The following is a 14,620-nucleotide window of genomic DNA, read 5'->3' on the forward strand; positions in this document are numbered from 1 at the left end:
CACATGCAACATTCAATAAAAAATGATGAGAGGGTATGTATGAAACCTTATAACCGTAACTTAGCTTTGAAGCAGCATAAGTTATTTGGCGCGCTTATCCTACTGGCAGCGACATCGTCGTTATTTGCTTGTAGCGAAACCAATACCACCGCTGCAACCACGGCGCCTGTAGAGACGACAACGGACAGCCAGAATTCACAAGTCCAAACCCCTAAAACTGAGTCTACAAGCGCTAGCAGTAACAGTGATGCGTTAAGAAACGTCTCTGCGACGGTTTATAAAGATGCCAATTGTGGCTGCTGTAAAGAGTGGATTGGCCATGCTGAGCATCACGGTATGACTGCAACGGGGCAAGATGTCGCCGACTTAGCTGTTTTTAAAGAGCGCTATGGCGTCCCTAGTAATATGCGCTCTTGTCACACGGCAGTCACGACCGATGGTTATGTATTCGAAGGTCATGTGCCTGCCAAATATATAGCCCAGTTTCTAGCCAATCCACCAAGCGAGGCTATTGGCCTTGCCGTACCCGGTATGCCAATGGGTAGCCCTGGTATGGAGTACCAAAATAAATTTTCACCCTATCAAGTGATGCAAATCAACAAAGACGGTAGCACGGCGGTTTATGCTGAGATTGATAGCGCCAACGCCCAGTTATAGCTGAAAAGATGATTTTTACTGTCCATCGCTATCTTATTAATAATAAGGAAATTATGTAAAGAGAAAATACTTACATCAAAAAATTCTTATACCACCTGAGAAAAGATAGGATTAAACCATTATAGATCTCTATTTATGAGGCCTATAATGGCTTTTTTGAATAAGTATGAGAGCGTGGCAAACTCTTGACTAGGAAAGATAGGCATAAACTGTTTTTAATACAAGTAACGGTGCTTAAGAAAGATGTATAACTAAGTATATGTAAAGACTTTGAAGAGGGGTTAATTGAGAAATTTTTTGTCTATTTATTAATATTGTTACTCATACCGGCTAGCATCAGTCGTTTGTTGGACGATTTGTTCGACTTGCATAAAATCTGTATGCCGCACATCTTTGCCACTGGTACAAAAAATGATTAGTTCAGCAATGTTTTTAGCGTGATCGCCCACTCGTTCTAGGGCGCGTAACACCCAAAGTATGTTAATCACTTTAGATACATGGCGGCTGTCTTCCATGATATAGGTCATCAAGGCGCGAGTGGCAGATTGATACTCTTCATTGACCGCGGTATCACTTTGCAATACCGAAAATGCCTGCTGCGGATTCATATGCGAAAAGGCGTCAATCGCATCAAGCAGCATCAGGCGCACCTGATTGGATAAATGCTGAACCTCTGAATAGCCTCTTGGTGACGCGCCATCTTCAATCAATTTGCAGGCCATACGGGCAATTTTTTCTGCTTCGTCACCGACACGCTCAAAATCAACAATGCCTTTACTAAGCGCCATGACTAAACGCAAATCATTGGCAGCTGGTTGGCGTTTGGCGACCAACAAAATGATTTGCTCATCGATTTTAATCTCTAGCTGATTGATCAGATGATCATCTTCAATGACTTTTTTTGCGGTCGCCTCATCTGCAGCTATTAAGGCGCGTGTCGCCACCATGACTTGCTCTGCTGCTAGGTGACCCATTTGCATGAACAGCTCAATCACGTCATGTAAGTCATTATCAAAACTCTTTGATAAATGCTTTGCCGTTATCGCCATGCTTACCTCCTTAATTGTATTGATGTTGCTCATAAAATATTGCCAAAATAAGTAGCGTGATAAATGACCACTAAAAATGCTTCCTTTAAACAAACAGCAACTTAGCCATAACGACCGGTAATATAATCTTCAGTCGCTTTTTGTGCGGGATTGGTGAATATTTGATTCGTTTCGCCCATTTCTACCATGTCTCCCAAATACATATAGGCAGTGTAGTCTGAGATACGTGCGGCTTGCTGCATGTTATGGGTCACGATAGCAATGGTATAGTCGTTTTTTAAATCGGTAATCAAATCTTCAATCGCGCCAGTGGATATAGGGTCAAGCGCGGACGTTGGCTCATCTAATAACAAAACTTCAGGCTTCGTTGCTACGCCGCGAGCGATACAAAGTCGTTGCTGTTGACCGCCAGATAGTGACAACCCTGAGGCTTTTAGTTTGTCTTTGACTTCTAGCCATAATGCCGCTTTTTTTAGTGACCACTCAACACGCTCATCTAGCTCTGCTTTGCTGAGTTTTTCATAGAGACGGACGCCAAATGCGACGTTGTCATAGATGGACATCGGGAAGGGTGTGGGCTTTTGAAAGACCATACCAACACGCGCACGCAGCAAATTGACATCCATGTCTTTGGCCAAAATATTTTGGCCATCAAGGGTGATTTGACCTTTAGCGTGCATACTCGGATATAAGTCATACATACGGTTAAAGGTACGTAGTAGTGTTGATTTACCGCAACCTGATGGACCAATAAAAGCCGTGACCTTTTTTTCTGGAATGTCGATATTGATGTTTTTTAACGCTTGAAAATTGCCATAATAAAAGTCCAAATCGCGAATGGTAATCTTGGCAGGCGGCATGTTGTCAGGCATGTCCGCCATGGTTTGTTTGATAAAATGGGCGATATCTGGCTGTTTATGTTGACCATTATTGAACATAGCGTCATCCAGTAAACGGCGTTTGCTGCTGGTGTCTGTCATCGGCCTAGTCGCTTTTCTCTCTAATACATCAGTCATAATGGTATCCATCTGTTTTAAAGTTTTATTAAATGGGGGTGTTTTTTTGCTAGTAGCTGTGCGCTTGTTAGCCTTAAATTATCTGCTATGGTCTTTGCCGCCGATAAAGCGCGCCGCAATATTTAAGAATAATACTGCTGCAGTAATGAGTAGCGCCGCTGCCCAAGCCAGTGCATGCCAGTTGTCATAAGGGCTCATGGCAAACTGATAAATCGTATTGGGTAAGTTGGCCATTGGCTCACTCATATCGGTACTAAAGTATTGGTTGTTTAGCGCGGTAAATAGCAAGGGCGCGGTCTCACCGGTAATACGCGCAAAAGCGAGCAGCACACCGGTAGTCAGACCGGCTTTGGCAGCTTTCAGGGTCACGGTACTGACCAGCTTCCATTTTGGTGTGCCGAGTGCATAAGCAGCTTCACGCAGGGTATTGGGCACTAGGTTTAGCATGTTTTCCGTCGTACGCACGACAATAGGAATCACAATCAGCGCCAATGCCAAAGCACCGGCCCAACCCGAAAAGCTCTGTCCTTTGACCATCAAGGCATAAATAAACAGACCAATCACGATAGATGGGGCCGACAATAAAATATCATTTAAGAATCGGGTGACTTTACCCAGCATACTGCCATGTGAAAACTCTGCTAAATAAATGCCAGCCATCATGCCTATTGGTGCACCAACCGCCAAGCCCGAAAAAGCCAACATCACTGAACCAACAATGGCGTTGCGTAGACCACCTTCGCCCATCGGTGGCGGGGTATCGGCCATAAAAACAGGCATCTCGATTAGACCTTGAAAGCCTTCAACAAACAGCGTAATCAAAATCCAAATCAGCCAAAACAAACCAAATACAATCGCTGATAAGGCAAACCCAAGTCCCAATCTATTGATAAAACGGCGCTTGTTATACAGCCGCTTGTTGTAGCGGTCTTCAAAGCGTATAGAAGGCTGGCTTGGCTGCGTAGTTTGAGTAGTGACTGGTGCTAAAGTCATGAAGTGTTTGTCCTTCTTGAGTCAAGTAATGGCTGCAAATAGCGTGTTTTAGTTTGTTTAGGCTTGCTTTGTTGGCTATTTAAAATAGGGTGTTTTTAATTGCCTGCTTTTTGGTCAATATGCATGAGCATCAGCTTAGATATTGATAGAACGATAAAGGTAATGACAAACAGGATTAATCCCAAATGTAATAATGACGCTAAGTGCAGCTCACTTGACGCTTCGGCAAACTCGTTGGCCAGCGCTGAGGTAATAGTCACCCCAGAGGTGAATAGGCTTGGGCTGATATTGAAAGCATTACCAATTAAAAAGGTAACGGCCATCGTCTCGCCAAGCGCCCGACCAAGTCCCAAAATCACGCCACCAACCACACCTGCTTTGGTATAAGGTAAGATAATTTTGAACATGACCTCCCACGTGGTGGCGCCCATACCGTATGCCGATTCTTTTAGCAGGTCTGGCACCACAGAGAAAACATCGCGCATGGTAGCGGCGATAAAGGGAATAATCATAATTGCCAGTATTAATGAGGCGGTAAACAGTCCCAGTCCCATCGGCGCACCGGTAAAAACCTTGCCAATAATAGGTAGGGGACCAATATTTTCAATAAACCAAGGCTGAATGTGATCACCAAAAAACGGCGCAAAGACAAACAAGCCCCACATGCCGTAGATGATAGAAGGAATACCTGCCAGCAGCTCGATAGCAATACCCAATGGCTTTTTCAAAAAAATGGGGCAAAGTTCCGTTAGAAAGATAGCAATCCCAAAGCTGACTGGCACGGCAATACAGATAGCGATGAGTGAAGTGACCACCGTTCCGTAAATGGGCGCAAGCGCACCGTATTGATCGTTCACCGTATCCCAGTTATTGCTGGTATAAAATCCCAAACCAAACTTAGTGATACTTGGCCACGCACCGACAATCAATGACAGCATGATGCCGCCAAGCGACAAGAGCACCAAGATTGCAAATGCTTTGGTGGCGTTGACAAAAACTGCATCGTAGCGTTTTTGTTTTGCCAGTTGGGATTTTAGGTCTGCCATAAAAGCCTCTATTGTTTATCGCTCTAACTTTTCATTATGTTAATGATGAATGGTGTTAACGCTTGATTATGTGAAAGCTTGATTGTAAAAAACCTTATGGGTTTTAGCTTTAGCGTCTTACCGTAATAAACTGTGTCATCTAACAACCATCTATTAAGTTCACTACGGCTAAGACGTCACCAAGCAAACACGCTTTTCAGTATTTGCTTGATGGCATTAGTTAGCTCGTTCTCGACTGGCTTATTCTCGACTTGCTTCTTCTCGAATTAATAAGATTCGAATTAATAAGCTTCGAGCTACTGTGCTGAGGTATAAACAGGCTTACCTTCGCTATCTACCACCTCGTTCCATTTCGCTTTAAATAAAGCCACGGCCGTATCAGAAAAAGGCACGTAATCGAGGCTCATCGCATCATCATCGCCTTGGGTATAAGCCCAGTCAAAGAAGTTAAGGACACCTGCCACTTGCTTGGCGTCTTTTGGTTGTTTATGGACTAAGATAAAGGTCGCAGCAGCGATAGGCCATGCTTGAGCCGTTTCAGAGTTGGTGATGACTTTATAAAAGCCTTCTTGCTTTGACCAATCGATGTCACCAGCGGCGGCGAATGTTTGCGCAGATGGTTGAACGACATTGCCGGCAGCATTTTTCAGGGCAACGTGTGACATACCATTTTGCTTAGCATAGGCGTATTCAACGTAGCCGATAGAGTTTTTCATACGATTCACATAGCTTGAAACGCCTTCGTTGCCTTTACCGCCCGCACCGGTTGCTGAGGTTGGCCATTTCACGGTTTTGTCGACGCCAACGCTGTCTTTCCAGTCGTTTGAAACTTTGGCTAGATAATCGGTAAAGTTAAAGGTTGTGCCGGAACCGTCTGAACGGAACACCGTGGTAATAGCCGCGTCAGGAAGGGTTAAATCAGGGTTCATGGCTGTGATGGCAGGGTCGTTCCATTTGCTGATTTTGCCAAGATAGATGTCAGCGAGCATTTTTCCATCGAGCTTTAATTGACCAGGCGCAACGCCATCGATATTGACGATAGGTACCACGCCACCAATAACGGTCGGGAATTGAATCAGACCGGCTTCCTCTAATTCCGCTGGCGTCATCGGCGCATCGGACGCGCCAAAATCCACCGTTTTTGCGACGATTTGTTTGATACCGCCCGATGAACCAATCGACTGATAGTTCACTTGACCGCCAGTGGCTTTATGATAGGCATCTGACCATTTAGCATAGATAGGCTGCGGGAAAGAAGCGCCTGCGCCGGTGATATTCATTGATACATTGTCAGCTGATTTAGCGGTTGACGACGTAACGTTTGCGGTGTCGGTAGTAGCGGTAGTTGATTGCGCCGAAGTAGCGGGCTCGTTGCTTTCATTGCTATTGGAGTTTTTATTACAAGCAGCTAAGGTCAAGGTACTCGCGACGGCTAAAGCCATTAATGAATAACGCATTATTTCTCCTAAAAAGTAATGATATTAAGTAAACATAGTTGAGTATTGGATATTTATGAATAACAGAGCTGATTTCGATGTTTTATAAATGGTGCTTTATTCATACTGCTTTGTTCATAACGCTTTATTAAAAATGATTTACTGCAAAGACGCTTGGTGGTCGATGAGCCCATTGTGCCGCGCAAATATGACAGTTTGATGAAATAAGACATTTTTATGAAAAAAGTCATTTAATTAAAATAGACGTGTGATAAAGGGTAGAAATGCTTCTAATGACGGCTGATATCTTGTACAAAAATCGTTATGATATGGGCAGGCGTTTTCGTAAAAGCGGATTTCAAACTCAATGTCATTAAACTGTCATAATTAAGCCGTTTAATGGGTAGGCATTGGCATTTAATATTGTTTTATTTATTTCTACGTTTTTGTCTTTTAACTTTAACTTTCAACTTTGTCATTTAATAATAAGGCTATGGTATGCGCAGTGAGCAGATTTTGATTGTAGAAGATGAACCTGCAATTCGTGAGATGGTGGTAATGACGCTAGAGATGGCGGGCTTTGAGAGTTTAGAAGCGGCTGACGTCGCAGAGGCGCATCAGCAAGTGGTCGATCACAGACCTGCGCTGATTTTGCTCGATTGGATGTTACCAGGCGATAAAAGCGGTATTGATTTTTGCCGCATGCTAAAAAGTGATGAAATGCTGGGCGAGATACCCGTAATTATGCTGACCGCCAAAAGTGAGGAAGATAGTAAGGTTCATGGACTTGATGCGGGCGCTGATGACTATATGACCAAACCCTTTTCAACGCGTGAATTAATCTCCAGAATCAAAGCGGTGTTACGGCGTAGTCGTGCGCTCAGTAGCGATAAGCCGATCGAAATAGGTAAGCTTAGCCTCGATCCCAAAAGCCAACGCATCACCGCTGACAATACAGTCCTTGATATCGGGCCGACAGAATATCGATTATTAGCGTTTTTTATGAGTCATCCAGAGCGCGCTTATACGCGCACTCAATTGCTCGATCAGGTCTGGGGCGGTAATGTCTATATCGAAGATCGCACGATTGATGTGCATATCAGGCGTTTACGTAAACTGCTCCAGCCTTACGATTGTAGTACCTTGATTCAAACGGTGCGCGGGACAGGTTATCGGTTTTCTAGTTTGGTTCAATAAAAATAAGAGGTCTGCATAACAATGCTTGAAAAAAACGCCCAACCAGAAAATGCTCAACAAAATAAAGAACAACAAAATAAAGAGCAAAAAAGTAAAAAACAACAGGACCATCAAATTTTGCAGCAAAATTCTCCCGATCAGCTTCAAAAAATCAGAAGTGCCTTACGCGCATTGCGAGATGCAGTTATCTTGCTCAATGGTGACGATGGTTTGGAGTGGTGGAATCAGGCCGCCGAAGATTTATTATTGTTGCAGACAACGGATCATGGCAAAAGTATTTTTGACTTTATTAATGTCCCTGAGTTTCGTCAGTACTATCAGAATAAGATCACGCCCAATGATGGCGTACACATGAAGTCATGGCAAGACCCTAACCGTTATCTTAAATGTGAACTCACACCTTTTGGCGATGAAAAGCTACTAATTATTTATGATGTGACCCGCTTACAACACTTAGAGCAAATGCGCCGCGACTTTGTGGCAAATGTCTCGCATGAGTTACGAACGCCACTCACTGTACTGATGGGCTATCTGGAGAATTTTTCCGATCAAGAAGAAATGCCGCGGCAATGGCGACGCGGGTTTGAGCTAATGACGCAGCAGACTGCGCGTATGAATAGGGTGGTCAATGACTTATTATTGTTATCACGAATTGAAATCGAAGAGACGCATGAGCTGCATTATATTGATATGACTAAGCTGCTCACCCATGTCTATGACGACGCGCAGGCGTATAACCAAGAATACGGCCATACGCTGCACCTGCAGATAGATACCTATGATGGTCTCTACGGCTCGGAGATGTATTTAAACAGTGCGTTATCCAATTTGGTCATCAATGCCATTAAATATACGCCAAAAGGCGGCAATATCGTTATCAGTTGGGCAAAAGTAGCAGAAGGCTGTCGCTTTGCGGTCAGTGATGATGGTATTGGTATTGCGCCCGAGCACGTCGCGCGGTTGACCGAGCGTTTTTATCGGGTAGATAGCGGTCGCAGTCGGGCGACAGGTGGTACGGGATTGGGGCTAGCAATAGTCAAGCATGTGTTATATCAATATGATACGACTCTGCAAATCGCATCGACAGAAGGCAAAGGCTCCACCTTTAGCGCCGTATTTCCTACTGCTCATATTCGTTCAGCTGCTATAGATTGAGTTTCTTACCTTTAAATTGCTTGGCTTTTAGCCTTGAGCCTTGAGCTTTTAGGTTTATTGTCGTTTAGCTTCCTTCGTCAATTCAACATAGCGATTATGATAATTTAACAATACCTTTTAATAATGCCTTGTTTTAGTCAGCTTCTAAATTTTAATAACCATTTCTGTAGCAACTCTACTGACCGATAAGTGGGTTTTTTTATGCCGCCGTTTTGCTACTAAAAAGCTCTCCATTCTACTGCGCACGCGATACTTACAGCTGCACCAAAAACAAGCAAAAAAAATGTCATAACTGGTTACGATTATTCAGAAACAGTTTTAGGGAATGGCAAAAAAAAGGCGTATAAGTATTATCGTTACTCCTTTCACGGAATTAGACTATGCATCCAGCCCTACTATATCGGCTGTTGAATAGATTCACTATTATTATCAGCGCCATTGGCATCGGGATTGCTTTTGTTGATAGTGGTTTTAACCTCACGACATGGCTACAGCATATTTTTCATATTTTTTATCTAATCATTATTCTATTGGGTTTTATAGCCACGGTATGGCGCTATCTTCGCTCAAAGACGCGCTCGTCAGTTAATAAATTCGCGGTTAACAAAGTTGCGGTTTTTGATTTGCTGACCAGTGGCGCTATTTTTATGCTGTTGGCGGTGCATTTCTTTGAGCTGGCGCGCTCAGGACTGTCGATGCCAGTTGATGGTTTTGTGGCGATTAAAATTGCTGTTTTTGTCACCTTTATCCGTGAGATATCGGACAATAATTTTAGCCTTAATCGGGCATTTTTAAACCCTGGTCAGTTTTTTATCCTAAGCTTTTTATCGGTGATATTGATCGGTGCCGCACTATTGATGATGCCGAATGCCACTACTGAGCCGATATCCTTTGTCGATGCGCTATTTACGGCTACCAGTGCGGTCTGTGTGACAGGGCTGATTGTGGTGGATACGGCAACTCGTTTTACCACGTTTGGGCAGCTGATTATCATCGGGCTGATTCAAATCGGCGGTCTGGGGATTTTGACTTTTGTGACCTATTTTAGCTACTTTTTTAAAGGTGGGGTCAGTTATGAGACGCAGCTCAGTATCAGTGAGATGAACGTCTCACGGCGCATCGGCGATATGGTCACCACCATTAAGTCCATTTTGTATGTGACTTTTGGCGTTGAAGCATTGGCTGCTATTTTGATTTTTATAAGTATTTATGATTTGCCAGGGATGAGCTTTGCCCAAAGAGTGTATTTCTCGGTATTTCATGCTATCTCTGCCTTTTGTAATGCAGGATTTTCGACCTTTAGCGCCGGCTTATACGATGAGTCGCTACGCTTTAATTATCCTTTGCAGCTTATCATTAGTACCACGTTCTTATTTGGCGGCATGGGTTTTATTATTATCGTCAATCTACTGCGTTATCTGCGCCACCGTGCGCAGCGGGCGCTTTTTCATAATGACCCAAGATTTGGCTATCAGCCATGGCTGCTGAGTATCAATAGCCGTATTACGCTAATTACCTCCGGCGCTTTATTGCTTATTGGGCTGGTCGGAGTCGTATTATTTGAATACAACGGCATCCTTGCTGAGCATCAGAGTTTTTTTGCAAAACTCATCACAGGGCTATTTACGGCAGCAACTCCGCGGACGGCAGGCTTTAATATTGCCGATATGGATGCGCTGGCGTTCCCGACCATTATGCTGACGATTTTTTTGATGTGGATTGGGGCGTCACCAAACTCAACCGGCGGCGGTATAAAAACCAGCACCTTTGCCATTGCGGTGTTAAATACCTTGAGCTTAGCGCGTGGTCAGACCAAGGTTGAAGTGTTTCAGCGCGAGATTGCTGACATCTCTATCCGCCGGGCGTTTTCCATTATGTGGCTGTCTTTATTTGTCATTGGTATGGGCGTCACCCTTATCAGCTACGATCAGCCCGAGCTTGATTTGATTAAAGTGATTTTTGAATGTTTTTCTGCTTATAGCACGGTTGGTTTGAGCTTAAATTTGACCACCGAGCTATCGACCTTTAATAAGCTGGTTGTCTCGGTGATTATGTTTGTCGGGCGGGTGGGGATGTTGACGATATTTATTGCGCTACTGAAGAATAGATATCAGCTTAACTATCGTTATCCGACTGAAGAGATTACTATCAATTAACTTAATATTAATTAAAAAATGTTAATTAAAAAAATAATTTATAACTCATTAAGTATTAACTAAATACGTCACGATTGCTGCTTTTACGATGGCATGAGTGACAAGGAATATTATGAAATACATCATTGCAGGTTTGGGCAGTTTTGGTTCTTCGTTAGGCATAGCACTGACGAGCCAAGGTCATGAAGTCATCGCCATTGATAGCAGTATGCAGAAAGTTGAAGCCTATAAAGAAGCCATCACTCATACTATCTGTATGGATGCCACCGACGAATATACCGTCAATGGCTTACCTATTATGGATACCGATATAGTGGTGGTGGCGGTTGGCGAAGACGAAGGCGCCAATATTATGGCAACGGCACTGTTTAAAACTCTCAAAGCCAAGCGCTTAATCAGCCGTAGTATCAATCCCTTGCATGAAAAAGTACTGCAAGCGATTGGCGTCGATGATATTTTTCATCCTGAAAAAGAATCGGCGATGCGCTGGGCAAAACGCCTATCGCTGCGTTATTACGTTGACTCGTTTAGCTTAACGGAGCACTTTAGTATTGTCGAGATTGCTATTCCTGCTCCTTTGATTGGCAAACAAATAGCGACATTACAGCTAGAAAATAGGTTTAATATTAAGCTATTGAGCACCATGCGCTATGAGCATTACGAAGACAGCTTTGGACGTCAGCAGCGCAAACCTAGCATTCAGGGACTGGCGACAGCAGAGCAAGTCCTGCAAGAAAATGATGTATTGGTGGTTTATGGTGCCAACAAACATATCAATACTTTTTTACGTAGTGTCGGGGTTAAAGTACACTAACCGCTAGGGATAACGTTATGAATAAAAGCTGCATATCCGTGCTATGTCTTGCCAGTCTCATGCTGTTCAGCGGCTGTGATGAGTCAAAACAAAACCCAAATGTGATGTTTTCAGAGAAGCATCAAGACCCTATTCAAGAGCTTGAGAAGCGGTCTAAAAAAGTCGATCACAGCCAGTTTGGCTATAAACAAACTTTTTATGTGCCAATTTACTCAGATATTTATACTGATAGGGATAATCGTAAGGTTTTACTCTCTGCGACCTTGAGCGTGCGCAATACTACCTTAAAAAAATCACTCTATATTAATAAGATAGATTATTACAGTACCGATGGCGAGTTGGTAAAATCCTATCTAAAAGAGCCTATTGAGCTGCCCGCCATGGCGACGTTAAATTATATCGTCGAAAAAGAAGAGGATAAAGGCGGTTCTGGGGCAAAATTTATCATTGAAGTTGAAGGGATAGATGAAACCGTCAAGCCCGTCATCGAGGCCGTGATGATTGGTAATTTTAGCAATAAAGGCTTTGCTTTTAGCACGCAGGGTACGCCGGTTTTGTAGTGATGGTTGTTTATGCTTTATGAAGATGGATAATCCAAATTTAGGAGCGTTGCCATGTTAGATTTTACCCAAGGCTCATCTTTGCAAACGATTAAAACGGTGCTGCTTACCACTGTATTGCTCGGTACGGCACAACTGCTGGCAGGTTGTGATTCGCGGCCTGCAAATTCGAATGAAAATAAAAATGATAATGTCGCAGCGCAAACGGATAATATAGATAAAAATACGGCTGAGAAAGATGGTGTGCCTATCAATTCTAGTTCTATAAACCCTGCGCCTATAAGTCCTGCTACGGCGGATAAAGCACAAAATAACGAAGCAGAAAAGTTATCCAATGATAAAACTGTCAATCCATCGGGCTACCAAAAGCTAAACTTTGGGCAGGCTATTAGCCCAGAATTACTGAGTAAGTTAGGACTGACCAAAGAAAAAACTGACAACGAGCAGTGCTATTACGTCAGTAATCCAGCACTAAACTATATAGATAAAGAGTACGGCAAACGTGCTTCTGTGCTATATCAGATCATCGATGACAAAGTTGCTTTGATTGCTATTCAGGATCCAAACATAGCGTTTTATACAGACATCCATGTTGGCGATGCAGTAGCAGAGGTGATGCAAGCGCATGATAATAAGCTGACTTATGAAGTCGATAAATACGCGGTTGATGGTGAATATTATAACTTGATTGCTAACGTCAATTTTAAAGTGATAAAAGAACCCGAGCTTAGAGAGTCCTTAAAAGCTGAAAATATCAAGCTTAATAATAAAGAAGATAAATTGCCCTTACAAATTAAATATTATATTAAGGGCGGTCAAACGCTTAACGAGCATAAAATAAAGGCGAGTGATTGGACGGCAGATAAGAAAAGTCTGTTAAAAGGTGAGGTAGAGAGTATTGATATTGGGATACCAGCAGCGATCTATTTGGTCGAAGGCTGTTCTTAACAATTAACCATAGACAGCAAAAGCTCTGTCTACTAGAAATAAATAGCAGACAGTTTTTTTTAACTTTATGACTTAACTATAGTAAAAGTATCCTAAAAACGCGACGGTATTGCTGATATCAATTTTTTGTAGCCTCTGTCTGCGCAGGCACAGCAAGCAAGAAAAATGGATATCAGCAGTGCGTGATGTAACGATATTACTTTTCACTCACTATAATAGAAACTGAAAAGTGATTACTCAATAATGGAGGTAATACTTTTGCTTTTATCCTTGTGTATTAAGAAGCCGGCTGAATATCTAGTTTAAACTCCCACGAGGTCGCCGTTGTCGCTGTGCTATCAGGATAGTTGATTTTATCCAAACGCATGCGCGCATAGCTATTGCCTTCGGCAGATCGGATGAGTGCGCCTTGTGCGCTATCAAGCGGCTTGGCGTTTAGCTGATGGGTCATGCCATTGTAGGTGTACCAGCCAAAGTCCAGATTTGGGAAGTTGCCAGTATACGCAGGGTTGAGATCCGAGCCTTTGCTATCGATCACCCAGCTTCTAGCGCTCAGCGGTTTATCATATACAGCGGTATTGGTAAGGTTGGATAAGGTAGCTTCTCTACCATCGGTGATAAACTGACTGGTAATGGGTTTACCTTGCGCATCATAATAGCCAGCTGGCGTAGCAGCGAGGTAGCCACCAACTTTGCCTTTATTGTTACCAGTCGCAGAATCCCCGCCATTCAAAATCACATCATTACGCTTAAAGCCAATCTGCCAAGTGCTATTTTTATCGGTGTTACTTTGTCCTGTGGTTAGATCAAAATACACCCAGTTATCATTGCCTGTGGCGTTGATGATTGTTGTCTGTACCTTGTCTGGTAGCGCCGTATCAATCCAGCGAATAGTTGGGTAGCCAGATTTCCCAGCATCATTATAGTAGTTGGTAATTTGCATGGCATAGATAGGCTGCTGCACGCTGCTGTCTGTCATGGCGCTGCTATTGTCTGTGGTGACAAGATAGACACGGTTGTTGGGATATAGCTGATGATTACCTTGCAAGTTGTATTCAAACCAAGGCTTAGCGGCAAAAATCCCGCCGCTGCGATCTTCATTGTAATGCATGGTAATGTCGCGACCTGTATCAGGATCAAGGGTGGCATTTTTATAACGACCCAAGTCAGACCAGTCAATCAAGCCAAAAACCCCGCCCAAACCTGCGCCAGAATCACCACTATTTGACCAAAGCTTGACCGAACGCGCTTGGTTTTCAAACTTAATATCCCACGTCTCTCCATCACACGAGCTTTCAGCTTTGGCATCAAAGTCATAACAAGTAACGGCGTCAGGCGCTAGATTGGTGACTTGCCACGTGGCCGTTTCACTAAAGCTCGCTGTGCTCACAGGTGGCTTGTTATCGCTATTACCGCCATTTCCGGTATTGTTATTACTCGAGTCATCACTGCCGCCACCGCAGCCGGTTATGCTGAGAGCTAGCAGGCTGCTGCTAAAAAGTAAGGCCAATTTGGTCAGTTTGGTGCTCACTGCTGGGGTAGTTTTGGTCATTTCGGGCTCCTTGATGGTTATTGTTTTGGCTAAAGTTAAAA

The 14,620-nt window shown here is 43.4% G+C and carries 13 protein-coding genes; 7 read left to right on the forward strand and 6 right to left on the reverse strand.

The genetic code is table 11. The annotated features are described in order from the left end of the window. The first annotated feature begins 39 nt into the window (after positions 1-39). Complete coding sequence (locus B2866_RS12165) at positions 40-657, forward strand: DUF411 domain-containing protein (RefSeq protein WP_296194661.1); 618 nt, start codon at positions 40-42, stop codon at positions 655-657. Between the two features lie 317 nt (positions 658-974). Here the strand turns inward: B2866_RS12165 and phoU are convergent, their stop codons facing one another. The 5 genes from phoU to pstS form a co-directional block, all read right to left on the reverse strand. After that, entirely contained in the window at positions 975-1,706 is a 732-nt protein-coding gene (phoU, locus tag B2866_RS12170) for a phosphate signaling complex protein PhoU (RefSeq protein ID WP_201541468.1), read from the reverse strand. Between the two features lie 101 nt (positions 1,707-1,807). Beyond that, on the reverse strand, positions 1,808-2,587 hold the full coding sequence (gene pstB, locus B2866_RS12175; protein ID WP_296194722.1) for a phosphate ABC transporter ATP-binding protein PstB: 780 nt from the start codon (positions 2,585-2,587) through the stop codon (positions 1,808-1,810). Between the two features lie 213 nt (positions 2,588-2,800). Then, the gene (gene pstA, locus B2866_RS12180) at positions 2,801-3,715 is read right to left on the reverse strand and encodes a phosphate ABC transporter permease PstA (RefSeq protein WP_296194667.1); all 915 of its coding nucleotides are present in this window, start codon (positions 3,713-3,715) and stop codon (positions 2,801-2,803) included. A 95-nt stretch (positions 3,716-3,810) separates the two neighbouring features. Continuing rightward, positions 3,811-4,761, reverse strand: a complete 951-nt coding sequence (gene pstC / locus B2866_RS12185) for a phosphate ABC transporter permease subunit PstC (RefSeq protein WP_296194670.1) — start codon at positions 4,759-4,761, stop codon at positions 3,811-3,813. A gap of 296 nt (positions 4,762-5,057) precedes the next feature. Further along, positions 5,058-6,218 carry a phosphate ABC transporter substrate-binding protein PstS gene (gene pstS / locus B2866_RS12190; protein WP_296194672.1) on the reverse strand — a complete coding sequence of 387 codons (1,161 nt, stop codon included), beginning with the start codon at positions 6,216-6,218 and terminating at the stop codon, positions 5,058-5,060. Between the two features lie 477 nt (positions 6,219-6,695). Here pstS and phoB point away from each other — a divergent pair, with 477 nt between their 5' ends. From phoB to B2866_RS12220, 6 genes are all read left to right on the forward strand, one after another. Then, the gene (gene phoB / locus B2866_RS12195) at positions 6,696-7,394 is read left to right on the forward strand and encodes a phosphate regulon transcriptional regulator PhoB (RefSeq protein ID WP_296194674.1); all 699 of its coding nucleotides are present in this window, start codon (positions 6,696-6,698) and stop codon (positions 7,392-7,394) included. Between the two features lie 21 nt (positions 7,395-7,415). Next, on the forward strand, positions 7,416-8,549 hold the full coding sequence (phoR, locus tag B2866_RS12200) for a phosphate regulon sensor histidine kinase PhoR (protein ID WP_296194676.1): 1,134 nt from the start codon (positions 7,416-7,418) through the stop codon (positions 8,547-8,549). A gap of 380 nt (positions 8,550-8,929) precedes the next feature. Then, positions 8,930-10,705 carry a TrkH family potassium uptake protein gene (locus tag B2866_RS12205; protein ID WP_296194679.1) on the forward strand — a complete coding sequence of 592 codons (1,776 nt, stop codon included), beginning with the start codon at positions 8,930-8,932 and terminating at the stop codon, positions 10,703-10,705. A 112-nt stretch (positions 10,706-10,817) separates the two neighbouring features. Next, the gene (locus tag B2866_RS12210; protein ID WP_296194682.1) at positions 10,818-11,519 is read left to right on the forward strand and encodes a potassium channel family protein; all 702 of its coding nucleotides are present in this window, start codon (positions 10,818-10,820) and stop codon (positions 11,517-11,519) included. A gap of 17 nt (positions 11,520-11,536) precedes the next feature. Further along, positions 11,537-12,079, forward strand: a complete 543-nt coding sequence (locus B2866_RS12215; protein WP_201541474.1) for a DUF3124 domain-containing protein — start codon at positions 11,537-11,539, stop codon at positions 12,077-12,079. Between the two features lie 54 nt (positions 12,080-12,133). Beyond that, positions 12,134-13,027, forward strand: a complete 894-nt coding sequence (locus tag B2866_RS12220; protein WP_296194686.1) for a hypothetical protein — start codon at positions 12,134-12,136, stop codon at positions 13,025-13,027. Between the two features lie 277 nt (positions 13,028-13,304). Here the strand turns inward: B2866_RS12220 and B2866_RS12225 are convergent, their stop codons facing one another. Further along, the gene (locus B2866_RS12225) at positions 13,305-14,579 is read right to left on the reverse strand and encodes an HmuY family protein (protein WP_296194688.1); all 1,275 of its coding nucleotides are present in this window, start codon (positions 14,577-14,579) and stop codon (positions 13,305-13,307) included. Positions 14,580-14,620: the final 41 nt, after the last annotated feature.

The organism is Psychrobacter sp. UBA3483 (assembly GCF_002377905.1).
In the GTDB taxonomy this organism is placed as follows: Bacteria; Pseudomonadota; Gammaproteobacteria; order Pseudomonadales; family Moraxellaceae; genus Psychrobacter.